Origin of the sequence: Kitasatospora sp. NPDC051705 (genome assembly GCF_044453265.1) — a bacterium.
Lineage (GTDB): Bacteria > Actinomycetota > Actinomycetes > Streptomycetales > Streptomycetaceae > Kitasatospora.
The window spans coordinates 261,868-286,473 of sequence record NZ_JBITCO010000007.1 but is presented as its reverse complement, the minus strand read 5'-3'; the positions used below and the strand labels follow the sequence as shown (position 1 = coordinate 286,473).

General features: G+C 73.5%; 25 protein-coding genes and 1 pseudogene. 15 read left to right on the top strand and 11 right to left on the bottom strand.

Annotated elements, in window-relative coordinates:
* Positions 1-294: 294 nt before the first annotated feature.
* Positions 295-801 carry a DUF664 domain-containing protein gene (locus ACIA8Q_RS12740; RefSeq protein ID WP_396317156.1) on the bottom strand — a complete coding sequence of 169 codons (507 nt, stop codon included), beginning with the start codon at positions 799-801 and terminating at the stop codon, positions 295-297.
* Positions 802-1,038: 237 nt separating this feature from the next.
* On the opposite strand from ACIA8Q_RS12740, the gene ACIA8Q_RS12735 reads away from it, so the two are divergent.
* The 3 genes from ACIA8Q_RS12735 to ACIA8Q_RS12725 all read left to right on the top strand — a co-directional run bounded on the left by ACIA8Q_RS12735 (position 1,039) and on the right by ACIA8Q_RS12725 (position 4,502).
* Positions 1,039-2,262: an alpha/beta hydrolase family protein gene (locus ACIA8Q_RS12735; RefSeq protein ID WP_396317155.1), complete on the top strand. Its 1,224-nt coding sequence runs from the start codon at positions 1,039-1,041 to the stop codon at positions 2,260-2,262.
* 99 nt (positions 2,263-2,361) lie between these two features.
* Positions 2,362-2,967 carry a non-oxidative hydroxyarylic acid decarboxylases subunit B gene (locus ACIA8Q_RS12730; protein ID WP_396317154.1) on the top strand — a complete coding sequence of 202 codons (606 nt, stop codon included), beginning with the start codon at positions 2,362-2,364 and terminating at the stop codon, positions 2,965-2,967.
* A gap of 14 nt (positions 2,968-2,981) precedes the next feature.
* Positions 2,982-4,502, top strand: a complete 1,521-nt coding sequence (locus tag ACIA8Q_RS12725) for a UbiD family decarboxylase (RefSeq protein ID WP_396317153.1) — start codon at positions 2,982-2,984, stop codon at positions 4,500-4,502.
* 274 nt (positions 4,503-4,776) lie between these two features.
* Here the strand turns inward: ACIA8Q_RS12725 and ACIA8Q_RS12720 are convergent, their stop codons facing one another.
* The gene (locus tag ACIA8Q_RS12720; RefSeq protein WP_396317152.1) at positions 4,777-5,832 is read right to left on the bottom strand and encodes a family 16 glycosylhydrolase; all 1,056 of its coding nucleotides are present in this window, start codon (positions 5,830-5,832) and stop codon (positions 4,777-4,779) included.
* 499 nt (positions 5,833-6,331) lie between these two features.
* On the opposite strand from ACIA8Q_RS12720, the gene ACIA8Q_RS12715 reads away from it, so the two are divergent.
* Both ACIA8Q_RS12715 and ACIA8Q_RS12710 read left to right on the top strand, forming a co-directional pair.
* The gene (locus tag ACIA8Q_RS12715; RefSeq protein WP_396317151.1) at positions 6,332-9,124 is read left to right on the top strand and encodes an AAA family ATPase; all 2,793 of its coding nucleotides are present in this window, start codon (positions 6,332-6,334) and stop codon (positions 9,122-9,124) included.
* A 161-nt stretch (positions 9,125-9,285) separates the two neighbouring features.
* A complete protein-coding gene (locus tag ACIA8Q_RS12710; RefSeq protein WP_360220101.1) occupies positions 9,286-9,879 on the top strand; it encodes a TetR/AcrR family transcriptional regulator C-terminal ligand-binding domain-containing protein in 594 nt (197 codons plus the stop codon).
* A gap of 393 nt (positions 9,880-10,272) precedes the next feature.
* On the opposite strand, the gene ACIA8Q_RS12705 is transcribed toward ACIA8Q_RS12710, so the two are convergent.
* The 5 genes from ACIA8Q_RS12705 to ACIA8Q_RS12685 form a co-directional block, all read right to left on the bottom strand.
* Entirely contained in the window at positions 10,273-10,554 is a 282-nt protein-coding gene (locus ACIA8Q_RS12705) for a MerR family transcriptional regulator (RefSeq protein ID WP_360220180.1), read from the bottom strand.
* Positions 10,555-11,491: 937 nt separating this feature from the next.
* The gene (locus ACIA8Q_RS12700; protein ID WP_387908429.1) at positions 11,492-11,890 is read right to left on the bottom strand and encodes a DUF2267 domain-containing protein; all 399 of its coding nucleotides are present in this window, start codon (positions 11,888-11,890) and stop codon (positions 11,492-11,494) included.
* A gap of 59 nt (positions 11,891-11,949) precedes the next feature.
* Positions 11,950-12,354: a DUF2267 domain-containing protein gene (locus ACIA8Q_RS12695; RefSeq protein ID WP_387908432.1), complete on the bottom strand. Its 405-nt coding sequence runs from the start codon at positions 12,352-12,354 to the stop codon at positions 11,950-11,952.
* A gap of 46 nt (positions 12,355-12,400) precedes the next feature.
* Positions 12,401-12,694, bottom strand: coding sequence for an STAS domain-containing protein (locus tag ACIA8Q_RS12690; protein ID WP_396317150.1), 294 nt, complete (start codon positions 12,692-12,694; stop codon positions 12,401-12,403).
* A 127-nt stretch (positions 12,695-12,821) separates the two neighbouring features.
* Positions 12,822-13,256, bottom strand: a complete 435-nt coding sequence (locus ACIA8Q_RS12685) for an Hsp20/alpha crystallin family protein (RefSeq protein ID WP_360220113.1) — start codon at positions 13,254-13,256, stop codon at positions 12,822-12,824.
* Positions 13,257-13,365: 109 nt separating this feature from the next.
* Here ACIA8Q_RS12685 and ACIA8Q_RS12680 point away from each other — a divergent pair, with 109 nt between their 5' ends.
* Positions 13,366-14,058 (top strand): hypothetical protein, encoded by a 693-nt coding sequence (locus ACIA8Q_RS12680; protein ID WP_360220116.1) that lies wholly within the window; start codon positions 13,366-13,368, stop codon positions 14,056-14,058.
* The gene (locus ACIA8Q_RS12675; RefSeq protein WP_360220119.1) at positions 14,033-14,395 is read left to right on the top strand and encodes a hypothetical protein; all 363 of its coding nucleotides are present in this window, start codon (positions 14,033-14,035) and stop codon (positions 14,393-14,395) included. The genes ACIA8Q_RS12680 and ACIA8Q_RS12675 overlap by 26 nt, the downstream gene beginning before the upstream one ends.
* A 136-nt stretch (positions 14,396-14,531) precedes the next feature.
* On the opposite strand, the gene ACIA8Q_RS12670 is transcribed toward ACIA8Q_RS12675, so the two are convergent.
* A complete protein-coding gene (locus ACIA8Q_RS12670) occupies positions 14,532-14,705 on the bottom strand; it encodes a CsbD family protein (RefSeq protein WP_360220122.1) in 174 nt (57 codons plus the stop codon).
* 123 nt (positions 14,706-14,828) lie between these two features.
* Here ACIA8Q_RS12670 and ACIA8Q_RS12665 point away from each other — a divergent pair, with 123 nt between their 5' ends.
* From ACIA8Q_RS12665 to ACIA8Q_RS12645, 5 genes are all read left to right on the top strand, one after another.
* Positions 14,829-14,999 carry a hydrophobic protein gene (locus ACIA8Q_RS12665; RefSeq protein WP_360220183.1) on the top strand — a complete coding sequence of 57 codons (171 nt, stop codon included), beginning with the start codon at positions 14,829-14,831 and terminating at the stop codon, positions 14,997-14,999.
* Positions 15,000-15,130: 131 nt separating this feature from the next.
* Positions 15,131-15,793: a response regulator transcription factor gene (locus ACIA8Q_RS12660; RefSeq protein WP_360220124.1), complete on the top strand. Its 663-nt coding sequence runs from the start codon at positions 15,131-15,133 to the stop codon at positions 15,791-15,793.
* 171 nt (positions 15,794-15,964) lie between these two features.
* A complete protein-coding gene (locus tag ACIA8Q_RS12655) occupies positions 15,965-17,167 on the top strand; it encodes a sensor histidine kinase (RefSeq protein ID WP_396317149.1) in 1,203 nt (400 codons plus the stop codon).
* Between the two features lie 285 nt (positions 17,168-17,452).
* On the top strand, positions 17,453-18,352 hold the full coding sequence (locus ACIA8Q_RS12650) for an ABC transporter ATP-binding protein (protein ID WP_396317148.1): 900 nt from the start codon (positions 17,453-17,455) through the stop codon (positions 18,350-18,352).
* Positions 18,349-19,986 carry a hypothetical protein gene (locus tag ACIA8Q_RS12645; RefSeq protein ID WP_387902348.1) on the top strand — a complete coding sequence of 546 codons (1,638 nt, stop codon included), beginning with the start codon at positions 18,349-18,351 and terminating at the stop codon, positions 19,984-19,986. The genes ACIA8Q_RS12650 and ACIA8Q_RS12645 overlap by 4 nt, the downstream gene beginning before the upstream one ends.
* Positions 19,987-20,277: 291 nt before the next feature.
* On the opposite strand, the gene ACIA8Q_RS12640 is transcribed toward ACIA8Q_RS12645, so the two are convergent.
* A complete protein-coding gene (locus tag ACIA8Q_RS12640; protein WP_360220136.1) occupies positions 20,278-20,916 on the bottom strand; it encodes a nucleotidyltransferase domain-containing protein in 639 nt (212 codons plus the stop codon).
* 479 nt (positions 20,917-21,395) lie between these two features.
* Here ACIA8Q_RS12640 and ACIA8Q_RS12635 point away from each other — a divergent pair, with 479 nt between their 5' ends.
* Both ACIA8Q_RS12635 and ACIA8Q_RS12630 read left to right on the top strand, forming a co-directional pair.
* Positions 21,396-21,647: a hypothetical protein gene (locus ACIA8Q_RS12635; RefSeq protein WP_360220139.1), complete on the top strand. Its 252-nt coding sequence runs from the start codon at positions 21,396-21,398 to the stop codon at positions 21,645-21,647.
* Between the two features lie 60 nt (positions 21,648-21,707).
* Positions 21,708-22,079, top strand: a pseudogene (locus ACIA8Q_RS12630) (transposase); the annotation flags it as partial.
* Here ACIA8Q_RS12630 and ACIA8Q_RS12625 read toward each other — a convergent pair.
* Both ACIA8Q_RS12625 and ACIA8Q_RS12620 read right to left on the bottom strand, forming a co-directional pair.
* A complete protein-coding gene (locus ACIA8Q_RS12625) occupies positions 22,072-22,584 on the bottom strand; it encodes a hypothetical protein (protein ID WP_360220142.1) in 513 nt (170 codons plus the stop codon). The pseudogene ACIA8Q_RS12630 and the gene ACIA8Q_RS12625 sit on opposite strands and share 8 nt — an antisense overlap.
* A gap of 250 nt (positions 22,585-22,834) precedes the next feature.
* Positions 22,835-23,551: an FCD domain-containing protein gene (locus ACIA8Q_RS12620; protein ID WP_360220145.1), complete on the bottom strand. Its 717-nt coding sequence runs from the start codon at positions 23,549-23,551 to the stop codon at positions 22,835-22,837.
* Positions 23,552-23,619: 68 nt separating this feature from the next.
* Between ACIA8Q_RS12620 and ACIA8Q_RS12615 the strand changes: the two genes are divergently transcribed.
* On the top strand, positions 23,620-24,489 hold the full coding sequence (locus tag ACIA8Q_RS12615) for an alpha/beta hydrolase (protein ID WP_360220148.1): 870 nt from the start codon (positions 23,620-23,622) through the stop codon (positions 24,487-24,489).
* Positions 24,490-24,606: the final 117 nt, after the last annotated feature.

Here is a 24,606-nt window from a genome sequence, read left to right as displayed (position 1 = left end):
CGGCCCCCCCCACCGGCGGGGGGCGGCCCGGCCGCGCCCGCCCGCCCCCCCCCCCCCCCCCGGGGGGGCGGGGGCGCCCCCCCCCCCCCCCCCGCCCGCGGTCGCGGGCGATCAAGGGGCCTGAAGGCCGTGCCGCAGCCGGCTTCCGACCCGAACCTGATGCGGGTGGCGCCGGACCAGGCTCCTGCGGCCTGACGGCCCGCCCTGCGGGACGCGCGCGGAGCGCGCGGGGATGTTCCCCGTGCGCTCCGCGCGTGGTGAAGCCCCTGCCACCCGGACGCGGGCGGGCCGCCGTCAGCGCCCGGTCAGCAGACCGCGCACGAAGGCCGCCTGGCCGACGTGCTGCAGGTCGTCGGCGATCACGCTGATCAGACGCACCCCGAGGGTGACCGGTGGCTGCCACGACTCGTCGACGATCCGGGCGAGGGAGCGGTTGTCGAGGCCTCGCACGTACTCCGTGGTCCGCGCGTGGACGGCGTCGTGGTAGCCCGACAGCAGGTCGGCGGTGGCGGTGACCTGGGCGACCTGCGCGGGCCGGTGCCCGTAACCGGTGGCCGACGCGGCGAAGGGCAGGGCGAACCGCTCCGCCCAGCCCTCGGCGGTCCACACCTGTTCGCGGTCGGCCGCGTCGGCGACGTGGTCGTCCTGCACCCGGGTGAGGTGCCAGACCAGCCAGGCGATCGAGTTGGCCGAGTCCTGCACCCGGAACGCCAGCTGGTCGGGAGTCAGACCCTCGACGACGTCGGCGACCGTGGCACGGATCCGCTCGAACGTGTCCACGAGAAGCTCCGCGCTGGTCACACCGGTCACCGTCGTCTCCCGGTCGAGTAGGCCGTCCTTGTCGGCGGCACGGCGAGCCGCACCGCCCCGCCGATTGTGTCCCGCCCCCGGGCCGCCGGCCACCCGGCGTTCCACCACCCCGACCCCACCACACTTCCACCGCTAAGCACAGATGTTTGCTTCGCGCCGCCCGAAGGGTCTACAGTCCTTCCCGTAAGCACAGATCGGTGCTTACGGATTCCGAGGAGAGTGCGGACGATGAAGCAGCTGCTGTTCCCGAACAACATCCAGTTCTGGTACGAGACCCTGCGCTCGATGAGCCACATCGCCTACAGCGGCGCGGACTTCGGCGAGGTCGTCTCCACCGCCGACCGCATCACCGAGGGCGACTACAGCAGCTGGTACACCGAGTGGATGGCCACCGCCGACCGCGTCGCCGGCCAGGCCGAGGAGTCCCTGGCCGCCGGCCACCGGGTCAGCGCCCGCGACGGCTTCCTGCGCGCCTCCAACTACTACCGCTCCGCCGAGTTCTTCCTCCACGGCCACCCCTGCGACCCCCGCCACGACCACGCCTACGACCGCAGCGTCGACACCTTCCGCTCCGCCGCCGCCCTCTTCACCCCGATCATCGAACCCGTCCAGATCCCCTACGAGGACACCACCCTGCCCGGCTACCTCTACCGCGTCGACGACACCGCCACCCCCCGCCCCACCCTCATCATGCACAACGGCTTCGACGGCACCGCCGAGGAACTCCACTACTTCGGCGCCATGGCCGGCGTCGAGCGCGGCTACACCGTCCTGACCTTCGACGGCCCCGGCATGCCCGGCCCCCGCCACCACCAGAACCTGCCCTTCCGCCCCGACTGGGAGAACGTCATCACCCCCGTCGTCGACTACGCCCAGACCCTGCCCGACGTCGACAACGACCGCATCGCCCTGCTCGGCATCAGCATGGGCGGCATCCTCGCCCCCCGCGCCGCCGCCTTCGAACACCGCCTCGCCGCCCTCATCACCGTCGACGGCCTCTACGACCTCGGCCAGACCACCACCCGCAACATCCCCGGCACCCGCGAAGAAGCCGAACACCTCCTGCGCGCCGACACCGCCCCCGAACTCGACGCCGCCCTCGACCACCTCATGGCCACCGACCCCATCGCCCGCTGGGCCATCAACCACGGCATGTACGTCATGGGCGTCGACACCCCCCGCGCCTTCAACGCCTCCTACCTCGACTACACCCTCGCCAACGGCATCGCCGAACGCATCCAGTGCCCCACCCTCGTCTGCGACGCCGAAGACGACATGTTCTTCCACGGCCAGCCCGAACAGCTCTACCACCACCTCACCTGCCCCAAGACCCTCATGCCCTTCACCAACGACGAAGGCGCCGGCGCCCACTGCCACCCCGGCGCCATGCGCCTCACCCAAACCCGCATCTACGACTGGCTCGACGACACCCTCGGTACGACCACCGCCTGAGGACCTGACCGTCCGACACCGCGCCGGGCCCACGGGCCCCGCCCGCGGACCGTCCATCGGCTGCAGACCCATTGACCGAGGAAGCACCAGGAGACACACGTGCGGCTGATCGTAGGAATGACGGGAGCGACCGGCTCCGTCCTGGGAGTCCGGCTCCTCCAGGAACTGCACCGGCACCCCGGCGTGGAGACGCACCTGGTGCTGACGCGCTGGGCACGGGCCACCCTCGAACTGGAGACCGGGATGAGCTCCCGCGACGTCGCCGCGCTGTCCGACGTCGTCCACTCCCCGGACGACCAGGGGGCCTCCATCGCCTCCGGCTCGTTCCCCGCCGACGGGATGGTGATCGTCCCGTGCAGCATGAAGACCCTCGCCGGGATACGCACCGGGTACGCCGACGGTCTGGTCGCCCGGGCCGCGGACGTCACGCTCAAGGAGCGCCGCAAGCTCGTCCTCGTCCCCCGCGAGACCCCGCTGAGCGAGATCCACCTCGACAACATGCTCGCCCTCGCCCGCATGGGCGCCGCCATCGTGCCGCCCATGCCCGCCTTCTACAACCACCCCGCCACCGTGGACGACGTCGTCGACCACATCGTGGCGAGGATCTGCGACCAGTTCGGCATCGACTCGACCCGGGCCCGCCGCTGGGAAGGCATGCGCGCCGCGGCCACCCCGCGCGTACCGGCCCTCCAGAGCAACCAGTGAAGGAAGCGCACCCCATGAACCACCCCGTGAACCACCCCAAGGACCTCCGCGGCCACATCGCCGCGCTCGAAGCCCTCGGCGACCTCAAGCGCGTCCGGCGCGAGGTGAGTTGGGACCTGGAGGCCGCGGCGATCACCCGGCTCTCCTACGAGCGCACCGCGCCCGCACCGCTCTTCGAGAACGTCGGCGGCGCCGAGCCCGGCTTCCGCCTGGTGGGCGCACCCGCCTCGCTGAGCTCCGCGCCCGGCAAGCCGCTCGCCCGGGTCGCGCTCTCCCTCGGGCTGCCCCCGGAGCTGACCGCCGCGCAGCTCGTGGACACCCTGGCGGCGACCCGGGACCTGCCGCCGGTGCCGCCCAGGCTCGTGCCCCGCGACCAGGCCCCCTGCAAGCAGAACGTCCTGCTCGGCGAGGACGCGACGCTGGAGCGCTTCCCGATCCCCCGCGTCCACGAGCAGGACGGCGGCCGGTACCTCAACACCTGGGGGATCATCGTCGCGCGCACCCCGGACGGCTCGTGGACCAACTGGTCCATAGCCCGCATCATGATGATCGACGGCAAGCGCATGACCGGCCTGGTCATCCCGCCCCAGCACATCGGCCTCATCTGGCAGGAATGGGTGAAGATCGGCAAGCCCATGCCCTACGCCCTCGTCCAGGGCGGCGACCCGGCGATCCCCTTCGTCGGCGGCATCCCGCTGCCCGACGGCGTCGACGAGGCCGGCTACATCGGCGCCCTGCACGGCGATCCGGTCGAGGTCGTGAAGTGCGAGCTGTCGGACCTCGAGGTGCCGGCCGGCGCGGAGGTCGTCATCGAGGGCCACCTGTCCGTGGAACGCTCCGCCGTCGAGGGCCCGTTCGGCGAGTTCGCCGGGTACGTCCCCGACGAGGCCTCCCACCAGCCCGTCTACACCGTCGAGTGCATCACCCACCGCGACGCCCCGATCTGGCCGATCGTCGCCGAGGGCCGCCCGGTGGACGAGTTCCACACCGTCACCGGAGTGGGCATCGCCGCCGACGTCCTGCACGACCTGCGCGCCGCCGGCCTGCCGGTCACCACCGCCTGGTCCCCGCTGCGCGCCGCCTCCCACTGGCTGGTGCTCACCGTCCCGGCGAACTGGCGCGAACTCCTCCCGGACACCGACTCCGACACCGACACCGACTCCGACATCGACTCCCAGGAGTTCGTGCACCGCATCGGCGAGGTCATGGCCGGGGGGAGCCGGGGCGGACGGCTCCACGCCCGGGTCTTCGTCCTCGACGACGACGTCGACCCCGCCGACGACACCGACCTGCTGTGGGCGCTGGCCACCCGCATCCACCCCACCGACCGCGCCGAGGTGTGGCACGGCCCGATCCACCCCCTGATGAACTGCTACCACCCCGACGAGCGGGCCGCCATGACCGGGCCGGTCGTCCTCCACGACGGCCTCCAGCCCGCCCCCGGCCAGGGACGCATGCCGCACAGCTCCTTCGCCGAGGCCTACCCGGCCCACGTCCGCCGGCGCGTCCTCGACCACTGGGACGACGAGGCCTGAGGACGCCGGCCACGGCTCCGCCCCGCCCGGGCCCACGAGGTCGGGAAGGCCCACCTGGTCCGCAACCTCGTCGCCAACGCCGTCCTGTCCGCTTCCCGGCCCCCGCACCCGACCGGCACCGGCCCACGCCACCGGGCCCGCGCCCGCGGTAGAGCCACGCCTGCCCGGGCGGTACCCCGAAGGCCTGCCGCTTCTCGGCACCGACCTTCACGACCCGGTGCACGTCGACCGGCCGTCGGCGCCCGGTGGGACATGCCGACGTCCGACGCCCGGGTCAGCGGACGGGGAAGGCGGCCGGCCGTTGCCAGGCCCTCACGTAGTCGACCGTCAGGTGTCCTTCGCTGCCGGGCGCCGGCGGGACCTTGGAGTAGACGAAGTTGCTGAGGAGGACGTTCACCGGCCGGTTCGAGGCCCTGCTGCTGTGGTGGACGACCCGGCCGTCGATCCACCAGTCCGTTCCCCAGGGCTCGATGTCGACGCCGTAGGTGTGGAAGTCCGCCGTCGGGTCGAACGCGGGCCGGTGCACCACGCCCGCGGCGTTCGGGTCGGGGAGGGTGGCACCGGGCCAGGTGAACCAGGACGGGGCTTCCTGCTGGGCCCTGCTCGCGTTGTGCTGGCTGAGGTAGAGCCGTGAGTGGTCGTCCGAGTAGAACTCGAAGGCGTCGGTCTCGCCGTGGGCGGGGAGGGTGACGCCGGGCGCGGACCACGTCCACAGGGCCGGCCAGAAGCCCTTGGGCGCCGGGAGCTTCGCCCGCACCTCCGTGTAGCCGTAGGTGAAGGCGTAGGAGGGCGAGGTGTTGATCATGCAGCTGGACCACGCGTAGCGCTTCCCACTGGCGCTGGTGACGGCGTCCGGCCTGGCCGTGATGTCCAGCGCGCCGCCGGAGACGGCGCAGTTCGCCGACTGGTCGAATTCGAGCTGCTGGTTGCCCGGGTTCCCGGTGCCCAGGGGGTTGGCGGACCAGTCGGCCTCCGCGTCCGACTGGTACGACCACCTCGTCCGGTCCAGCGACGTCCCGTCGAACTCGTCGGCGAACTTCAGGTCCCACCGGCCCGTCGGTCCGGTGGGCGCCGTCCGCGACGGTGGCGAGGGCGCCGTGGTCGAGGGCGCCACGGGATTCGCCGGGGCCGGTGCGCCGGGCGACGGCGCCGAGGGGAACGGGGGCCGGCTGCTCAGCGGGGTGATCGGGAACGGCCACGACCCGCTCCCGGGCGAGGGCCAGGGCGGGGCCGTGCCGATCTGACGCGCCGCCACGGCCGTCGGCGAGGCGAGGACGCACAGGGCCGCGCCGGCCATGGACGCCGCGGCGAGCTTCAGGAGTTTCGACAAGGGATCCGCCGTTCTGGGACCGGTCACGGCAGGGACCGACCCGATGACCCGGGGCACCGTAAGAGCCATGTGTGGGGGGACCGGCACTGCCGGCGGCAGGCGGTTGCGATCGACTCTCGCACTCGTCCCGGGGAACCGCTCGTCGTACGGTGCGAAGGGGGTGACCCACCGACAGGTCGGGTCGATCCCGGATGGGACCTCGGGCTGACCGCGGGACCCGATCCGTCGGCGCATACCCCCGCGGGGGCAGCCAGGGCGGTGGCAGGCGCTCAGTACCAGCCGTACCGCCACACCCACGCCGAACCACCGCTCACGGCGCCACCACGGGCAGCGCGACCACGGGGGCGGCCCGCCGAGCCACGCCCGGCCGTACCGCCCAGCTGCGGGCGCGAGTGCGGCTGCGGGGCTCCCGGGATGGCAGGCTTGCGTCGAGCACATGATGATCATCATCCGACCGCCCCAGGGCCACACCCGGCGGTCGGGCGCGGAGGTGGGGACCATGAATCCGGCGGACACGCCCTTGATCGGCCGGGAGCACGAACTGGCCCTGCTGCACTCGTTCGTGACCGCCCCCGAGGGGCGGGCGCTGGTGCTGCGCGGCGAGGCCGGTGTGGGCAAGAGCGCACTGGTCGACCGCGCGGCCCGCACGGCGGCCGAGGCGGACCACGCACTCGTGCGGGCCACCGGGGTGGAGGCCGAGTCGGAGCTGCCGTTCGCCGGCCTGCACCAGTGCCTCCACCCCCTGCTCGACCGCACCGCCCGCCTCGACCCGCGCCAACGCACCGCCCTGGACGTGGTGTTCGGCGGCGGCAGCGGTGCGCCGCCGTCCGTGCTGTCCCTCGGCATCGCCGTGCTGGACCTGCTGGCACTCGCCGCCGCCGAACGGCCGCTGACGCTGCTGATCGACGACGGCCAGTGGCTGGACGACGCCAGCGTCGAGGTGTGCGGGTTCGTGGCACGCCGGCTGGCGGACCTCCCGGTGAAGATGCTGATCGCCCTGCGCTCCGAGGTGCGCTGCGCCTTCGACCACGCCCGGCTCCCCGAACTTCCGGTCGAGGCCCTGGCGGAGGACGCCGCCGGACGCCTGCTGGAGCTGCGCCACCCCCGGCTCGACGCCCGGGTGCGGCGGGCCGCCCTGGAGCACGCCCGGGGCAACCCGCTGGCCCTGCACGAACTGCCGCCCTACCTGGCCGCGCCCGACCTCGCCGGTGACCTGCTCGCCACCCCCGGGGTGCCGCTGCCCCGGCGCCTCCAGCAGCTCTACGGCACGCGGATCGAGCGCCTGGCCCCCGCCGTCCGGGCGGAACTGCTCCGCGGCGCCCTCGACGGCGCCGCGGCCGGCCGGCTCCGGGGCCGCGTCCACGCCACGCGGTACCGGATGCGCGGGGTCGAACCGGCCGTCGAGTCGGGGCTGCTCGACGTCGACACGGCCCTCGGTGACTTCGTCTTCCGCCACCCCCTGGTGCGCTCCGCCGTCATCCAGCTGGCCACGCCCGACGAGCGCCGGTCCGCCCACGCCGAACTGTCCCGGGTGCACCGGGCCGACACCGAGCGGCACGCGGGCCACCTGGCCGCAGCGGTCGTCGAGCCGGACGAGGCGGTGGCCGCGGTGCTGGAGGCGGCGGCCGACTCCGCGACCCGGCGCGGTGGCGCGGCGGCCGCCGTGGCCTGGCTGACCCGCGCGGCGGAGCTGAGCGAGCGGCCCGCGGACCGCTCCCGGCGCCTCGGTGACGCGGCCTACCTCGCCGCGCAGGCCGCGCTGCTGGACGAGGCGCAGCGGCTGCTCCACCGCTCGGACCCGGAGCCCGGCCCGGCCGGTTCGCTGGCCGCCGTCCTCACCTCCGCGCACGCGGACTTCGTCCGGGCCGGAGCGGTCCGGCCGGCCTTCCAGCGGCTGGCGGCTGCGGTCGAGCGGTGGTCGGACGGCGGCACTCAGGGGGAGGCAGGTGACGGGGCCACCCTGGCCCGGGCGGCCGACGCGCTGGTCACCATGGCCCACTACGCGGGCGACCCCGCCCTGTGGCAGCGCGTCGAGCGGATCCTCGACGCGCTCGGCGACCGGGTGCATCCGCTGACGGCGCTGTACCGGGACGCGAGCGCCGTGGCGCGCAGCGGTGCGGGGCTGCGCGAACGTCTGGAGCGGGCGTTCACCGCCGAGGCGCACCTCGCGCCGTGGGACCTGGCCCGGCTGGGTGTCTGTGCCTCCCACGTCGACGCGCTGAGCCAGTACCGCGTCCAGCTGCGGCACGCCGTCGAGCGGGAGCGGGAGGAGGGCGCGGTGTCGAGCGTGATGACCATGCTGCGGATGCTGATGCTCGACCAGATGTACTCCGGCGAGTGGGCGGAGGCGGAGCGTACCGGGCAGCAGGCGCTGGAGCTGTGCACCGCGCACGGTCACGTCCTGCTCGCGTACCACACCCGGGCGGTGCTGGGGCAGTTGGCGGCCCGGCGGGGGCGGCTGGGTGCCGCGCGGGAGCTGCAGTCCGCGGTGGACGCCTGGGCCCGTCCGCGTGGGGTGGGTCTGCTCACCCAGATCACGGAGGCGATCGCCACCGGGGTGGCGCTCACCGAGGGGGACTTCGAGGCGGCCTACCTGTACGCGATCGGGATGACGCCGCCGGGCAGCTTCGAGCGCCACGCCCACCAGATCGCCCCGCGCGCGTTGCTGGAGCTGGTGGAGGCGGCGCTGTACAGCGGCCGCCGGGAGCAGGCGCGGCGGCACGCCCTGGCGGCGTGCGAGGCCGGGCTGCCGGAGGCGTCGCCCCGGCTGGCCCTGTCCGCCTACGGCGGCCTGGCGATGACCGCGGAGGATGCGGCGGAGGCGGCGGCGATGTACGCGCGCGTCGAGGCGCACCCGGCGGCCGGGGACTTCCCCTTCGAGGTGGCGCGCGTCCGTCTGGCCTACGGCATCACGCTGCGGCGGCTGAGCGAGCCGCGGGCGGCCGGGCAGGCGCTGACGCTGGCCGTCGGGACGTTCGACCGGCTCGGCTGCACGGCGTGGGCGGACCGGGCCCGCGCCGAACTCCGGGCCGGCGGCCGGCCTGCGGCCCCGTCGGGCCCGTCGGCCCCGGACGCCGCGGTGCTGACCTGGCAGGAGCGGCGGATCGCCGAACTCGCCGCGACCGGGCTGACGAACAAGGAGATCGGCGAGCGGATCCGGTTGTCCCCGCGGACGGTCAGTTCGCACCTCTACCGGGTCTTCCCCAAGCTCGGCGTCACCTCCCGCGCCGCCCTGCGCGACGCGCTGGGCGGCACACCGGGCGGCACCCCGGCTGGCGACACCGGGCACTGACACCGGGCAGGGGTGAGGCGGCGGGCATTCGCGCTCTCCGGCGGCCGAGGCTACGGCGACGGCTACGCCCCACCGTCGCGCTGAAGGCTGCGCCGGTCGCCTGCCAGACTGTGGGACCCACCGGGCAGCGCGAAGCAAACATCTGTGCTTACGATGTGGGGGTGACGACGAAAGAACCGACCACACGCATCCGCAGGAGCCCCGAACAGGTCCGCACGGCCGTCCACCAGGCGGTCATCGACCTGCTCTCCGACCCGGACGGCGAGGACCTCAACATCCCCGCGATCGCCCAGCGCGCCGGCGTCAACCACACCAGCGTCTACCGGCGCTGGGGCAGCCTCGACGCACTCCTGGCCGACATGGTCACCACCCGCCTCGAACGCGACTCGCCGCTGAACGACACCGGCAGCCTGCGCGGCGACCTCCTCGCCTGGGCCGAAGCCAGCGTCAGGAGCATCCGCACCCCCCAGGGCCGCGCCCTCGTGCGCGCCGTCATCCTGTCCATGCCGAACAACCCCCAGGACCAGACCGAGCGGACGCAGCACTTCCAGCGCCGCATGCGCTCCATCGAACAGATCCGCCAGCGGGCCATCGCCCGGGGCGAGGACCCGCCACCCGTGGAGCAGATCCTCGACCAGCTCATCGCACCGTTCTACGTCCGGTCGATCTTCGGCATCGACCTGCCGGCCACCGGCTACCCCGAGCTCCTCGTCGACCGACTGCTCGGCCCCGCGGACGCACCGGGCACGGACTGAGCCCGGCCCACCCGAACCGGGCCCCCTCCCCACCCACCGACCCGCGGTCGGCGACCGTCCCCCTCGTCGCCGGACCCAGGTCAGTCCGGGTGCCGCGTGGTGCCGCGAACCCCCGGGAGCGTCTGTGCGACGCTCCCGGGGGTTCGTGGTCGACAGCCCGGACATGGCCCTGGCGGCAGTCGGCTCCCGGGGCCGGTGCGCGGTGTCCGTGCCGGCCGGGGCGCCGCCCGGCGAGGAGCACGGGTCGAGCGGGCGGAAGGCCGGCACCGGGAAGCCGAGCGCCTTCGGCCCGGGGCCCGCCTCGCTCGCCCGGCGGCGTGAACTCCACCTCGGCCGCCCGGGACTTCACCGTGCCGGCTCCGCCCGCGGCTGTGGGCCGGGGTGCCGGTCCGGTCAGGTGTCCGCGGTGGGCTCCTGGTCCCGCTGGGAACGGCGGAGCTGTTCGTTGATGCGCAGGGCTTCTTCGAGTTGGTCTTCGAGGATGACGATGCGGCAGGCGGCCTCGATCGGGGTGCCCTGGTCGACGAGGTCGCGGGCGCGCATGGCGATGCGTAGCTGGTAGCGGGAGTAGCGGCGGTGGCCGCCGCCGGAGCGTAGCGGGGTGATGAGGCGGTGTTCGCCGAGGGCTCGCAGGAAGCCGGGGGTGGTGGCGGTCATCTCGGCGGCGCGGCCCATGGTGTAGGCGGGGTAGTCGTCGTCGTCGAGTTTGTCGGATGCGTCGGGGCTGGTCGTCGTAGTCACTGCACCTCTCTGGTTCTCGGGGAGAACGCGTCGAGGGGCCCCGGGGCCGTGTCGGCTCCGGGGCCCCGAAGGGGAACAACACCATCTACCGGCCTGGGCCGGTCCTGTTACTTCCGCACCGCCCCGGGGGAGGGGGCGTACGGGGATCGCGTATGCGTGACCGGAAACCACCGTCCTTGCCTTGGGGTCTGCGGTGTCCGCCCGGGCGAGTGTTCACGGGCCGGGCGATCCTGATGGCGCTTGCGCCCTCCGTTCATCCTCTGTACTGAACTGTCATTTCCGTACTGCTGGTACTGCTCATACTGCTGGTACTGCACCTGCTGAACTGCGTCCTGCTGGTCGGTGGCCGTGACGGCCCACCGGTCCGGCAGCCAGCCCCGTCGGCCGTCCTGCACCTGCGCTGGCCTGGAACCCCACTGCCTGGACCTCCTCGACACGCGCGCCCGCAGTCTGGGCGCCTTTGCCGAGGCCCTGCTTGTCTGGCGACTGCCAGGTACTGCACTCACTGAACTGCGTACTACCGGTACCGCTGGTGGCGGCCCCTGATACCTGCGGGCCGCCCGGTCCGGCAGCCAGTCCCGTCGCCGTCCTGCACCTGCTGGCTTCGGAGCTCCACTGCCGGACCGAACTGCGAACTTCCGTCCAACAACCCGGCCAGTTCGTGTCTGGCCGGTATCGCCGACTGCTGTCTACGAGAGAAACGTTAGACCCGCCCGCGAGCAATGTCTACTCCGGCGCGCATAGATTTTGCGGCGCCCGCGAGTGAGGTAGTCTCCCGCTGCGCGGCGGCGACAACCCCCCGAGCCGCCGCCGCGCGCCCGGTGGGCGAGCTCCCGCACGGTGCCGGTGACGGTCTCCACCCGGTTCCGGGTCACGCCGCGGCGACGAGGTCGGCGCGGCCGAACAGGAGCGCGTAGCCGCGGGGCAGGTCCGCGAGAATCCGGTCGGTGAGCGGGTCGCCGGCCAGGTCGGCGAGGGCGGCCAGGACGGAGGAGGCGTCCCAGCGTGCACTGGTGAGGCTGGTGCTCAGGGCGCGGGCGGCGGCTTCGACGAAGGCCGGGGCGGCGACCGGCTCGGGCAGCGGGATCTGCGAGGCGAAGACGGCGCGGGCCCGCTCGGGCAGGGCCGCGGCGAGGTCGCAGCGCACCTCACCGGTGAGCTGGCTGCCGAGGGCGGCCAGGACGGCGTGCAGGACGCGTTCCGCCTCCTCGTCGGTGGTGTAGCGGCCGAGGGTGCGGACGTGCTGGAGAAGGAGGCGGTACCGGGTCATGGCGGTGGCCTTCCGGGGCGGGGCCGGCCGGGCGGGTGCGGCGGGCGGCGCGGACGGGTTCAGGGGCGGCGGCCGGGCTGGGGCCGGCCGAACAGCAGGTCGTAGCCGGGCGGCAGCTGGAGCAGGACACGCCCGGTGAGGTCGTCGCCGGCGGCGTCGGCCACCGTGGACAGGACGGCACCGATGTCCCACAGCGCGGTGTTCTCGGTGGCGCCCTCGATCCAGGCCGCCGTCGCGCGCGCGAACCGCTCGGCACTGAGCGGCTCGGCGGCCTGCAGCGGGTTGAGCAGGATCAGGGCCATGGTCTCGGGCAGGCGGGCGGCCAGTTCTGCGCGCACCCGACCTACCAGGTGGGCGCCGAGCAGGGCCAGGACGACCCGCGCCGCCCGCTCGGCCTCCTGGGGTGTGTCGTATTCGCCGCGTTCCCGGACCTCCTCCAGGAACGCCTCCCATCGAAGAGTCACCGCGGTTCTCCCTCCATCCCGAGGAACCGGTGCGAACGGTGCCCGGTCAGGGTTCGACGGCCAGGCGCCGGTGCAGACCGGTGAGTTCGAGCAGCCGGGCCACGCGGCGGCGGGCCCCTCGCAGGCTGAGGCGCCCACCGCACCGGTCGGCCTGGTTGCGAGCCCGGACGAGGGCGCCCAGGCCCGCGCAGTCCATGAACGTCACCTCCGACAGGTCGAGCACCACCTCCCGGTGCGACTCGAGCGCGGCGGCCAGGGCACGGCGCAGTGAGGGGGCGGTGTCGAGGTCGATCTCGCCGCCGGCCCTCACCACGAAGGGTTCGTGTTCTCGTCCGTCCATGGCGCGTTGCTCGGTCTCGGGCCGCCCGCTCCGGGGCCGGCCCCGGAGCGGGCGGCGTGCAGCCGGGGCGTTGCGCGCCGCCCCTCGGGGGGATCAGGAGCGGCGCGCAACAGTCCGGGGAGGGGGGTCAGGCCTGGATCTGCTTGCGGTCGCCGTTGTGGCTGATGGCGATCTTGCGGGGCTTGGCCCGTTCGGCGACCGGGATCTTCAGCGTCAGCACGCCGGCGTCGTAGTCGGCGCTGATCCCGGCGGGGTCGAGGGTGTCGGAGAGCATGACCTGGCGGGAGAAGACACCGAGCGGGCGCTCGGACAGTTCCCACTTCACGTTGTCGCCCTCGTGGCGGGGGCGGCGTTCGGCCTTGACGGTCAGCATGTTCCGTTCGACGTCGATGTCGATCGCCTGCGGGTCCACCCCGGGCAGGTCGAAACAGATCACGTACTCGTCGCCGACACGGCAGGCGTCCAGCGGCATCGGGGCCGGCCGGGACCAAGTGCCGTTCGTACCCAGGAACTGCTGGGTCAGCCGGTCCAGCTCGCGGAACGGGTCAGTGCGCATCAGCATCGCGAAACACCTCCACTGATCGATGGGAGCCAGTGCGCTTCACCTGAATCTGTTCTAACATGTCATCCATCCGATGACAAACCCCCGAGTCGCCCAAGGAGTGACACCAATGGGAAAGCGGCCCGACCCGCCCGCCACCGGGGGCAGCCCACCCACAGGACCGGCGTCCTTCCTCGCCGCAGCCGCCGCACTCGCCGCCATCGACGACGCCGTCCGCACCGCCCGGAACACCAGCCCGGCCACCCGGCCCGGGGCCGGTGCACCGGACGAGGGACCGGAGCCGGCCCTGGCCGCGCTGGTGCTGCTGCGCGAGCTGCGCAGCGAGCTCGCGGGCTGGGAGGCCGGTCTGGTGGAGAACGCCCGTGACGCGGGTGCCACCTGGGCGGAACTCGCCCGGCCCATGGGCGTCGCCAGCCGCCAGGCCGCCGAGAACCGTTACCTGCGCCTGCGCCCCGCCGACAGCGGCTCCCCCGACGCGGAGACCGGCGCGGAGCGGGTCAAAGCGGTGCGCGACCGGCGGGCCGCCGAACGCGCGGTCACCGTCTGGGCCCGGGACAACGCAGCCGACCTGCGCGTGCTGGCCGCCCAGGTCACCGCCGCGCCCGGCCTCACCCCCCGGGCCCGTCCCGCGCTGACCGCGCTCACCACCGCCCTCGGCGCCCCCGACCCGGCCGACCTGATAGCGCCCCTGGCGGCGATGCGCCCCCACCTCGCCGCCCACCCCGACCTCACCGACCGCCTCGACACCCTCACCGACCACACCGAACGCCTGCGCCATGACAGCGACCGACGACGCACCTGACCCCCACACCACCGCCGAGGAACGCTGGCAGCACATCGAAGACCGGCTCACCGCCATCGAACGCCGCATCCGCGAACACAGCACCGCCGCCATCGCCACCGTCGAGGCCTGCCTGGCCAGACTCGACACACTCCGCCACGACCTGGCCCACCGGCCCTGGCCCCCGCAGTCCTCCCCCGCGCCCGCGGCCCCTCCGAGCGTCCCGCCGCAGCCGGCGCGAGCCCCGACGGCCGACCCCTTCGACACGGCGGGGCGTCGGCGTACGCGGACCGTCCCCGACGCGCCGCAGCACCGCCCCGCCGACAGCCACCGGGCCACCGACGGCGCAACCGTGTGACAGGAGTGTTCCTCCGGCGCGGGGTTCCGGGCATCGGCATCACCGCACAGTGGGCCGTGCGGCCGACCGCGGCACGCCGGTGGCGGTGGTCCCGGCAGGAAGACAGCGGGACCACCGCCACGGCGCCGAAGGTCGATCAGTCCTTGAAGGCGTCCTTGACCTTCTCGCCTGCCTGCTTCACGTCCGCCTTGGCCTGGTCGGCCTTGCCCTCGGCTTCCAGACGCTCGTTGCCGGTCACCTTGCCGACGCCCTCCTTGACCGCGCCCTTGGCCTTCTCGGCAGTGTTCTCGATCTTGTCGCCGGCACTCATGCGGACCTCCGGTTCGTCGAAGCTGTCGGCACGGCGCCTGCCCCCGCCCGCCCGGAAGATTCCTCCGAATATTCGCCGCGGCCCGGGGCAAGCGGATCGCCGACGCCGACTATGGAGGTCGAGATGGTTCCCCTTCTTCTTGTTCTGCTGCTGGCACTGCTCCTCTTCGGCGCGGGCTTCGCACTGAAAGCCCTGTGGTGGGTGGCGGTCGTGGTTCTGGTGGTGTGGCTGCTCGGCTTCGTGGCCCGCGGTACCAGCGCATCCGGCAGCCGCGGCCGCTGGTACCGCTGGTAGGCGTCCGGGCGCCAACGCCCGGACGAACGAGGCAGCGTGGCGGGGAACGCACCGGGTGCGTTCCCCGCCACGTCGTGCCCGACCCGGCCGCCGCCCGTGAGCGATCCGCCGGTGTGACAGAATTCCCGTTCGTGGCCATCCGATTACTGCTCGCCGACGACCAGGAGATGGTCCGTCGGGGGATGCGGCGGATCCTCGAGAGCCAGCCGGACATGGAGGTGGTCGGCGAGGCGGCGGACGGCGTGGCCGCGGTGGAGGAAGCGGGCCGGCTGCGGCCCGACGTGGCGCTGGTGGACATCCGCATGCCGCGCATGGACGGTCTGGAGGTGGTCCGCCGGATCGCCGGCCCCTCGGCGGCGGACCCGGTCAAGGTCGTCGTCGTCACCACCTTCGACCTCGACGAGTACGTGTACCCGGCGCTACGCCACGGCGCCTCCGGCTTCCTCCTCAAGCGGTCGGGCCCGGCCCTGCTGGTCGAGGCCGTCCGGGCGGCGGTCGCGGGCGACAGTCTGATCAGCCCGTCCGTCACGGTGCGGCTGCTCAGGCACGTCACCGGCGTCCGGCCCGACGGCCCGGCCCTCGTCGAGCCGCTCACCGGGCGGGAGGAGGAGATCGCCGGGAAGGTGGCCGAGGGCAAGACCAACGCCGACATCGCCGGGGAACTGTTCATCTCGCCCGGCACCGTGAAGACCCACGTGGCCAGCATCCAGCGGAAACTGGGCGTCCGGAACCGGGTCGGCATCGCCGTGCGCACCTTCGAGAGGCGATACGCGGCCGGCCGGTCGGGCGGGTGAGCCACGGTCCGGACACCCCGGACGGCCTGGACGGCCTGGACGGCCGGGTGCGCGTCCGTCGCTCCGGCGCGAACGCGGATCCTCGTCACGGCAAGATCCCTCACACCGGGCCTTCCTGACGACCAGCCACCTCTTCGCCGAGCGTCCGGCCCTGTTGCATAGGCTCGGTCCGTGTGCACCCGGTCCCTGCCTGACACCCGTCGTCGACGCATGCTCTGCGCGATGGCCGTGGCCCTGATCGCGGCTCCCGCGACGATCGCTCCACCGGCGGCGCTGGTCCCGGCGGCCGTCGCCGTCCTCGCCGTGGCCGCGGCGATCCTGCGCCGCCCGCCGGGCCCGGCCTCGCCGGTCCTGGCGGCAGGCCTGGTCGCGGGGATCTCACTGATCGCCGACGCCGTCTGCCCGGGACCGCGGAACCTGGTGGCCCTCTGGCTGCCGTTCGAGTTCGCCGCGTTGCTGGTGCTGGGCGGGCGGGTGATCCGGCAGGCCGACCCGCGCCGGGCGTTCCTCGCCGGAGGGGTCCTGGTCGCCGCCCTGCTGGCCCTCCCGCTGCGCTTCACCCTGCGCCTGCCGCAGCCGGCCTTCGGCCCGTCGGTGGTCGCCGTCGCACTGGCCACTTTTCCGGCGGCCTGCGCCGTCGGCGTCGGGCTCCACCTACGGGCCCAGGACGACCAGCGGGCCCGCGCGGTGCAGCAGGCCCGACACGACCAGCGCCTCGAAGTCGCCCGCGACCTGCACGACTTCGTCGCGCACGAGGTCACCGGCATCCTGCTGGAGGTGCAGGCCGCCCAGGTCTGCGGGTACGACGAGCAGCAGAACCTGGAACTCCTGGCCCGCCTGGAGGCCGCGGGCCTGCGGGCGCTCGACTCGATGGACCACACGCTGCGGACCCTGCGCGACCCGCAGGCCTCCGCGGACGCCGAGCCGCCGCCGACCAGGGTGCACGGCCTCGCCGACATCCCGGAGTTGGTCGACCGCTTCCTCGCCTCGGGCGCCGCCGGCGCACTCGTCCTGGAACCGGGGCTGCCCGGTGCCGCGCCGCGCGAGATCGAGGACGCCGCCTACCGGATCGTCCTGGAGGCGCTGACCAACGTCCGGCGGCACGCCCCGCGGGCCGAGCGGCTGGACGTGGAAGTGGTCCGCACCGTCCATGCCGCGGGCCCCGCCGTGCGGGTGACCGTCACCGACGGCGGACGGCCCCGCGGCCACCGCGGCAGCGGCGGCCCGGCCCGCCGCTCCACGGGCGGGACGGGGCTGACGGCGCTCGCCGAACGGACCGGCGCCCTCGGCGGCACCCTGTCCGTCGGTCCGCACGCCGACGGCTGGCGGGTGCGCGCCGTCCTCCCGTTGCACCCCGCACCGGCGACCTCCTGACGCACCCGCGTCGGCGCGTTCCCGACGCCCCCGCGCCATCGCCCTCCGGACTCACTGCCCTCACCGGACACACCGGACGCACCGGACGCACCAGGCCGTTCGGCCTACCCGCCGCCCTCCCACCCGCCAACCCGAGCGGCGATATCTGCCGAACGGCAGATGGCAGGAGCCCGCGGATGGGCGAGGCTTCCACCGTGTCCCGCGCGGCGTCACGGTGCTCCGCAACGGCAGGGAGACGGACGTCAGGGGCTGAGCCCGCACGGTCCGACGGGGAAGAGGAAGACGATGCTCGAACTGACCGACGTGACCAAGGTGTACCGGGGCGGCAAACGCGCCGTCGACGGCATCACGATGCACCTGGGCCCGGGAATGCTGGGCCTGCTCGGGCCCAACGGCGCCGGCAAGTCCTCGCTGATGCGGATCGTGTCCACGGTCACCAGACCGACCAGCGGCCAGGTCCGCTACCAGGGGCGCGACGTGATCGCCGACCCCGACCGGCTACGCCGCGAACTCGGCTACCTGCCACAGGACTTCGGGTCCTACCCGAACCTGACCTCGCGGGAGTTCCTGTCCTACCTGGCAGCGGCCAAGGGCCTGTCGGCCCGCTCCGCCCGGGCCCGGATCGACGAACTGATCCAGCTGGTCAACCTGACCGAGGCCGTCAAACGCCCTCTCGGCAAGTACTCCGGCGGCATGCTGCGCCGGGTCGGCATCGCGCAGACCCTGCTCGCCGACCCCAGGGTCATCGTCGTCGACGAGCCGACGGCCGGCCTCGACCCGGAGGAACGGGTGCGCTTCCGCAACCTGCTCAGCGACCTCGCCGCCGACCGGATGGTGATGCTCTCCACCCACATCGTCTCCGACGTCGAGTCGGTCGCCGCGGACATCGCCGTGGTCGCCCGGGGGCGGCTGCTGCGCCGCGGCTCCCCCGAGGACCTGCTCCGGGAGGTCGACGGACAGGTCTGGGAGCTCCTGACCGCCCCCGCCGACGTCCCGGCCGTGCAGGCCCGCCACGTGGTCAGCCGGATGGTCCGCACCACCAGCCGCGTGCGCCTGCGGCTGCTCTCCGACGCCGCACCCGCCCCGGACGCGGTCCCGGTCCCGCCTGACCTGGAGGACGCCTACCTCGCCCTCGTCCACCGCAGCGGCGAACCGGCCACCAGCCCTCAGGCGGTGCTGCGGTGAACCTTCGCGCCCTGGCCGCCCTGGCGGTCGGCGACTTCCGCGACCGGGTCCGCCGCCCGGCGTACGCGGTGACCCTGCTCGCCGCGGTCGGCCTCGGCTACCTCGCCGTACCGGACGCGGACAGCACCTGGGTGATCATGGACGTCGGCGGCCACCGCGGGATCTACAACAGCCCCTACGTCGGCACGGTCACCGCCCTCGCCGGCACGCTGTGGCTCACCCTCGGCGGCTTCTACGTGGTGCGCAGCGGCATCGCCCGGGACCACACCACCCGGGTCGGCCAGGTGCTGGCCGCCACCCCGCTGCGCACCGGCGGCTACCTGTGCGCCAAGTTCCTGAGCAACCTGCTGGTGCTCGGCTCGATGCTGGGCGTCCTCGCGGCCACGGCGCTGGCGATGCAGCTGGCCCGTGGCGAGGACCGCTCGGTCGACCCGGTCGCGCTGGTCGAGCCCTTCGTGCTGCTCGCGCTGCCGCTGATGGCGCTGACCGCGGCCGCCGCGATCCTGTTCGAGACGGTGCCGCTGTTGCGCGGCGGCGTCGGGAACATCGTGTGGTTCGTGGCGGCCCTGGTGCTGTCGCTCGGCGGCCAGTCGGCCTCCGCTCCGCTGGGCGGCCTCGGCGTGCACCGGGTGGCGCGGTCGATGGACGCGTCGATCACGGCCCAGCACCGGCAGGTCGGCGAGGGCGGGTTCAGCCTGGGTCTCACCCAGGTCGCCGAGCCGCTCGACACCTTCCTGTGGACCGGCTTCGACGTCTCGGCCGGCTTCGTCCTGGACCGGCTGGTGCTGCTCCTGCTCGCGGTCGCGGTGGCGCTGCTGCCCACCGTGTGGTTCGGCCGGTTCGACCCCGCCCGGTCCCGCGGCGGCGCCGCCGGCGGCGGGCCGTGCTCGCGCCGCGCCTTTCCGCGGGAGCCGGTGGCGGCGCCCCGGGTGCCCGTTCCGCGCGGAGCGGACCGGGAAGCGGATCCGTCCGCCCGCTGGTCCACCGCGCCGGGCGCACTTCCGCGGACCGAGCCCGATCGGGCGGGTGCGTTCGGCCGGCTGCTCGCCGGCGAGGTGCGCATCCTGCTGCAGGGCGTCTCGCCGTGGTGGTGGCTGGTCGCGGCGGCGCTGACCGTCGCGGGCTTCGTCGTCCCGATGAACGCCCTGACCGGGCTGCTCCTGCCCGCCGCCTGGCTGTGGCCGGTCCTGATCTGGTCCCGGCTGGGAAGCCAACAGGTCGAGAACGGGCTGGAGGTCCTGCTCGGCGCCTACCCGGCGGCCCGGCGCCGTCTGCTCGCGGAGTGGGCCTCCGGGCTCGTACTCACGGCGGTCGCCGGCGTCGTACCGCTGCTGCGGATGCTGGCGGCGGGCGACGGCGCCGGAGTGGCGCACTGGGCCTGCGGCGCGCTCTTCATCCCCTCCCTGGCCATGTCCCTGGGCACGCTGAGCCGCACCCATCGGGTCTTCCAGGTCGTCTACCTGCCGCTCTGGTACCTCCTGGTCAACAACGTGTCAGCCCTCGACTTCATGGGCGCCGTCCGGCCCCACGGCCGCCCGACCGGCCCCAGCCCCGTCCTCGTCGCGGCACTGTCCGCGGCGATGCTCGCCGCGGTCTTCGCCGTCGACACGGCCCGCCGAAACGCCAAGGCCTAACCCCGACCGTCCCCCGGCCCCCGGCGACGGGGTCCACCGGGGGCGCCCCCGGCCCACACCTCCACCACACCGGGAGCAGCCGCGGGCCCATGCCGGTGGCGGGTCGGTCGGCCGGCCTGGTCAAGGGCGAAGCTGACGACCAGGCAGAGATGCGGCACGGCCGCTCCGGCCGGCACCAGCCGCACCACCGACGCGCGGTCCGCGGTCCGGGTCCAGATGACAGATGACAGATGACAGATGACAGGAGACGGACGCGGCTCTCTGCCGCCGAGGATCGATCCGCACCGGGCGCTAACCGGCCAGCTGCGCCAGCCACGGATGCCCGGGGTGGACACGCTCCAGCCACCCACGGAGGGTGTCCCGCCGGGCCTGGCCCAGCAGCGGCAGCGCGCCGTCGAAGTCCGCCTGGTCCTTGGGCCGCGCGGCCTTCGCCTTGAACAGCAGCACCAGTTCCGGCAGGAGGTAGGGCGTCCCGTCCGCCGTCCGCTCGATGACGGTGTCGTACGGCAGCCGCAGGCTCTCGTCACGACGGCAGATCCAGGTCGCGCCCTGGTGCGGCTCGCGGAAGACGTCGAACAGGAACCGCCCGTTCGCCGGATCCCGCACCCAGGTCTGGTGGGTGGCCGCCAGCGCTTCGGGCCCCGCGTCCGGCCAGACCCGGCCCGAGCCCGCCGCGTCGAAGGCGTACTCGGGGAAGCGGTCCCGGATCTCGGGGAATCCCGCCGCGGGCACCGCGATCTCCAAGTCGCCGTGCGGGCGCGACTGCCTCCCGCGGAAGAGGTCCAACGCCCAACCCGCGGCGACGCACCAGGGCGCGCCGACCCCGCCCAGTCGCTCCGCGACCTGTTCCGGCCGCCACGCGTCCGCCCACCGGGCGTCCAACTCTTCCGCGTCGAGCACAACACCGCCGGGCGGCAGGGATTCGGTCACCGCCACAACCTACTCCCGCGTCCCTGCCCTGGTCGGCCGATCCTCGGAGGCGGCCTCGAAACCTCCTGGAGGCGGTGAAGCAGTCGCCGGCTCCTGCGAATCCGGGTACCTGGCCGGCAAAGAACCTGGGTGCCATCAGGCTCGTGTTCCACGCTGCCGCCTTATCCGGCCCGAACCCTCGAGGAGTCGTGATGACGGGCGAGTACAGTTGGCTGATCTACGATCATGAGCCCATTTCAGTGGTTCTGACCGACCCCGGACCTCGCCCCGTCGAGGCCGTGAAGCCCTCGCCGAGGTGCGGCAGTAGAAGCCACAGACCACTTCCACGGAACCTGCGGCCAGAACACTCGGTTGTCCCTCGACCACCGCCCAGGCAGAATCAGCGCATGGCGACGTGAGGAGCAGCGGCCGGACGGAAGTCCTGGCGCACGTGGGGGAACGGCTGGTCCGTCCTCGACGGTGACCGCAGGATCTGCAGGGTGTGCCACGAGCCCGTCCGCTCCTACCAGTACCGCTTCCATCCGCCCGATTCCTCCAGCTTCGAGCGTTGCATCGGGTTCGCCTGGTGCTCGGGGTGCCGGATCTACTCGGGCGCCATGGTCCACGTTCCTCGCAGGCGCGTCCTGGTCGACGCCCTTGCCTCGCTGCCCGCCGACGACCGCGACCGGTCGCTCCGGAAAGAGGCCGCGCTGGTCGACTACCTCGACGGCCGCGGCATCGGCCACCGCTGACCCGGAGGCCTGCAGCCCCGGCGTCGAACTCCCCCGCCCGCCGGTGAGGTGGCGCCGCGTCCAGCGATCCGGGGGCTGCGTGGGCGCCCGCGCAACAGACCCAGACGCCTGGTTGCCGACCGGGGCTACGACTACGACAAGTACCGTCGCCTGCTGTGGAAGCGAGGCATCAAGCCGCTCATCGCCCGTCGCGGCGTTGCCCACGGTTCCGGCTTGGGCCGCACCCGCTGGGTGGTAGAGCGGACGTTCGCCTGGCTCCACCAGTTCAAGCGCCTGCGCATCCGCTACGAACGTCGAGCAGATCTCCATCATGGCTTGCTTCAACCCGCCTGCGGCCTCATCTGCCTGCGACGGCTTCGCAGGGCTCCGGCGAGCGGTGGCCCCGACACCGCAGGGGTCGGGGCCACCTCAGGGGCTGGATGGGTCAGCTGAAGCTGACGTCGTAGACGCTGGCGCCGCGGGGGGTGAAGCGGGCACTGCCGGTGAGGCCCTCGTACTTGAGGGTGCCACCGGTGACGATCGCATCGAAGGACTGGAGCTCCGCGCCCGGGTGCGCGATGGGCCGCACGCTGGTGATGGCGATCTGAGCGTCGCCAGTGAACTTGAGCACGGTGCTGCAGAGCACCTGGTCCTGGGTCGAGCCGATCTGGTCCTTGACGCAGTTGCCGAAGGCGGTGCCGATCTGGTTGCCGTCGAGGTCGTTGACCTTGGCGCGATTGCCGTAGGGAACGCCGATCACCGGAGCCCCGGACAGTGCTTCGGAGCCGGTGTAGTCGAGGATGAGGTCCGGTACCTGGGCGGCCCGGGTGGAGCGGTTCTTGTGGTCCTGCGGGGTGTCGCTCGCCATGGCGGGCACACTGACCGCGACGGCCGTGCCGACGGCCGTCGCGGCCAGGACGAGGGCGAGGGTGCGCTTGGTCGGGAGGGCAGGGCGCATCGATTCTCCTTCAGTGCTTCGGGCCTGCTGCCCGAATCCGGTGAAATCTGATCACACCGGGCGAAAGCGCCGGGACGGCTGCAGTACCCCGGACCTGATGCCAGGAGAGCCCTGTCGGCCTTGCACCCCAAGGCCTCATGTCGTCCACGAACAGCGCGGATTGGACGCATGCGTGAGCACGGCTATCACCCGCTCGAGCAGCAAGATTCACCTGCTCGGCTTCACGAGCACCACCGACATTCTGAAACGATCAGTAAGCCGTGCGCGTCGTCCCCGCCGCCTGCGCCCCGAGCAGGTCGATCATGGCGTCGAGGGGCTTGGCCGCCTCCGCCGCCGCCCGGGCCGGATCACCGGAGCGGATCGCCTCGTACAGGCCCCGGTGCAGGTGGACCGGCGGTCGGGGCAGGTCCGCGAGGACGTTCGCGCGCCGCAGGCTCTCGGCCACCGCACTGACCAGCCCCTGGTACAGCTCGATCAGGACGACGTTGTGCGAGGCCTCCAGCACCGCGCGGTGGAAGGCGACTCCGGCCGCGACCCGGTCGGCCTCCCCCTCGCCCTCCCCCTCGCCGTGGCCGTCGCCGTGGAGCCGGTGCCAGGCGTCGGCGAGCCGGTCCAGGTCCTCGGGCGTGCGGCGTTCGGCCGCCGCCCGCGCCGCTTCCACCTCCAGGGCCCGGCGCGCGGCGAGGATCTCGCGCAGGTCCACCGTGCCGAAGCGGCGCCGCAGGATGCCTTCCGTGTCGGTGCGCGCCCGCACGTAGACGCCGTCCCCGTGCCGGATCTCCAGCACGCCGGCGTGGGCGAGCGCCCGGACCGCCTCGCGCATCGTGTTCCTGGCCACGCCGAGGAGTTCCATCAGCACCGGCTCCGGCGGAATGCGTTCGCCCACCCTCCAGCGTCCGGCGGCGATCTCCGCCAGCACGGTCTCCGCGATCTGCTCGACGCGCGAGCTCGACCCGACCTTCACCATCCACTCCCCGAGATCACTAGAGGGTCAATGATTGACTCTCCGACAGGTGACATGATTCCCTTCCCGACATGGATCTCGCAACCCGGGCAACTCCCCCGGCCACCACCACCGTTCACCGCACCGGGCGTCTCCGGACCGGCGGCGCCGAACTGAGCTGGCACGCGGACCAGGCCACGACGCCGGTGGTGTTCGTCCACGGCTCCTTCGACGACCACACCAGCTGGGACGGCGTCGTCCCGCTGCTCCCGCCGGGCGTCACGGCCGTCCGCTACGACCGTCGCGGCCACTCCGACAGCGGCGCGCCGGGCCGGAGCGTCATCCACGAGCACGTCGGCGACCTGGTCTCGGTGATCACCGAGGTCTCCGGCGGCAGCGCCCACGTGGTCGGCCACTCCTACGGCGCCCTCGTCTCACTCATGGCCGCGGCCCGCCACCCGGAGCTGGTCCGCAGCGTGCTGGTCCACGAACCGCCCGCCTTCCCCCTGCTCACCGGCGACCCGGTCGGCGAACCGATGCACGACGCGGCCCGGGCCCACGTCGTCACGGTGGCCGAGCACATCGAGGCGGGCCGCACCGAGGAGGCCGTCGCCCTCTTCGCGGAGCAGGTCGCCTTCGGCGAGCGCTGGCGGGACCTGTTCGACGAACCGCAGCGCGCCATGCTCGCGGCCAACGCCCAGACGTTCCTGGACCAGTTCCGCGACCCCGACCACTACGCGCTGGACCTCACCGCACTGGCCGCGAGCCCCGTCCCGATCACCCTCACGGTCGGCACCGACGGCCCGCCCGCCGTTCGCCGGATCACCGAGCTCCTCGCCCGACGACTGCCCGCCGCCACCGTCCACACCCTCACCGGCGCCGGCCACGCACCCCACCTCAGCCACCCCGCCGAATTCGCGACCGCCCTCACCCACCACCTGGACCGCACCCGCGGGGCCTGATCCTGCAGCCCCCTTCGCGTTGCCCCACGAGCGGGGTGACGCCGCCGTCCCGGCGGAAGGCGGAAGGCGGAAGGCTGAAGGCTGAAGGTGCCCGCAGGTGACGGACGTCTCCGCGTG

What these genes read in the sequence shown, in the direction of transcription:
- ACIA8Q_RS12715 (WP_396317151.1), top strand. Translation starts at nt 6,332, where the DNA reads ATGAATCCGGCGGACACGCCCTTGATCGGCCGGGAGCACGAACTGGCC.
- ACIA8Q_RS12615 (WP_360220148.1), top strand. Translation starts at nt 23,620, where the DNA reads ATGGATCTCGCAACCCGGGCAACTCCCCCGGCCACCACCACCGTTCAC.
- ACIA8Q_RS12700 (WP_387908429.1), bottom strand. Translation starts at nt 11,890, where the DNA reads ATGACCCGGTACCGCCTCCTTCTCCAGCACGTCCGCACCCTCGGCCGC.
- ACIA8Q_RS12680 (WP_360220116.1), top strand. Translation starts at nt 13,366, where the DNA reads ATGGGAAAGCGGCCCGACCCGCCCGCCACCGGGGGCAGCCCACCCACA.
- ACIA8Q_RS12675 (WP_360220119.1), top strand. Translation starts at nt 14,033, where the DNA reads ATGACAGCGACCGACGACGCACCTGACCCCCACACCACCGCCGAGGAA.
- ACIA8Q_RS12735 (WP_396317155.1), top strand. Translation starts at nt 1,039, where the DNA reads ATGAAGCAGCTGCTGTTCCCGAACAACATCCAGTTCTGGTACGAGACC.
- ACIA8Q_RS12625 (WP_360220142.1), bottom strand. Translation starts at nt 22,584, where the DNA reads ATGCGCCCTGCCCTCCCGACCAAGCGCACCCTCGCCCTCGTCCTGGCC.
- ACIA8Q_RS12665 (WP_360220183.1), top strand. Translation starts at nt 14,829, where the DNA reads ATGGTTCCCCTTCTTCTTGTTCTGCTGCTGGCACTGCTCCTCTTCGGC.
- ACIA8Q_RS12650 (WP_396317148.1), top strand. Translation starts at nt 17,453, where the DNA reads ATGCTCGAACTGACCGACGTGACCAAGGTGTACCGGGGCGGCAAACGC.
- ACIA8Q_RS12705 (WP_360220180.1), bottom strand. Translation starts at nt 10,554, where the DNA reads ATGGGCCGCGCCGCCGAGATGACCGCCACCACCCCCGGCTTCCTGCGA.
- ACIA8Q_RS12690 (WP_396317150.1), bottom strand. Translation starts at nt 12,694, where the DNA reads ATGGACGGACGAGAACACGAACCCTTCGTGGTGAGGGCCGGCGGCGAG.
- ACIA8Q_RS12685 (WP_360220113.1), bottom strand. Translation starts at nt 13,256, where the DNA reads ATGCTGATGCGCACTGACCCGTTCCGCGAGCTGGACCGGCTGACCCAG.
- ACIA8Q_RS12670 (WP_360220122.1), bottom strand. Translation starts at nt 14,705, where the DNA reads ATGAGTGCCGGCGACAAGATCGAGAACACTGCCGAGAAGGCCAAGGGC.
- ACIA8Q_RS12620 (WP_360220145.1), bottom strand. Translation starts at nt 23,551, where the DNA reads ATGGTGAAGGTCGGGTCGAGCTCGCGCGTCGAGCAGATCGCGGAGACC.
- ACIA8Q_RS12725 (WP_396317153.1), top strand. Translation starts at nt 2,982, where the DNA reads ATGAACCACCCCGTGAACCACCCCAAGGACCTCCGCGGCCACATCGCC.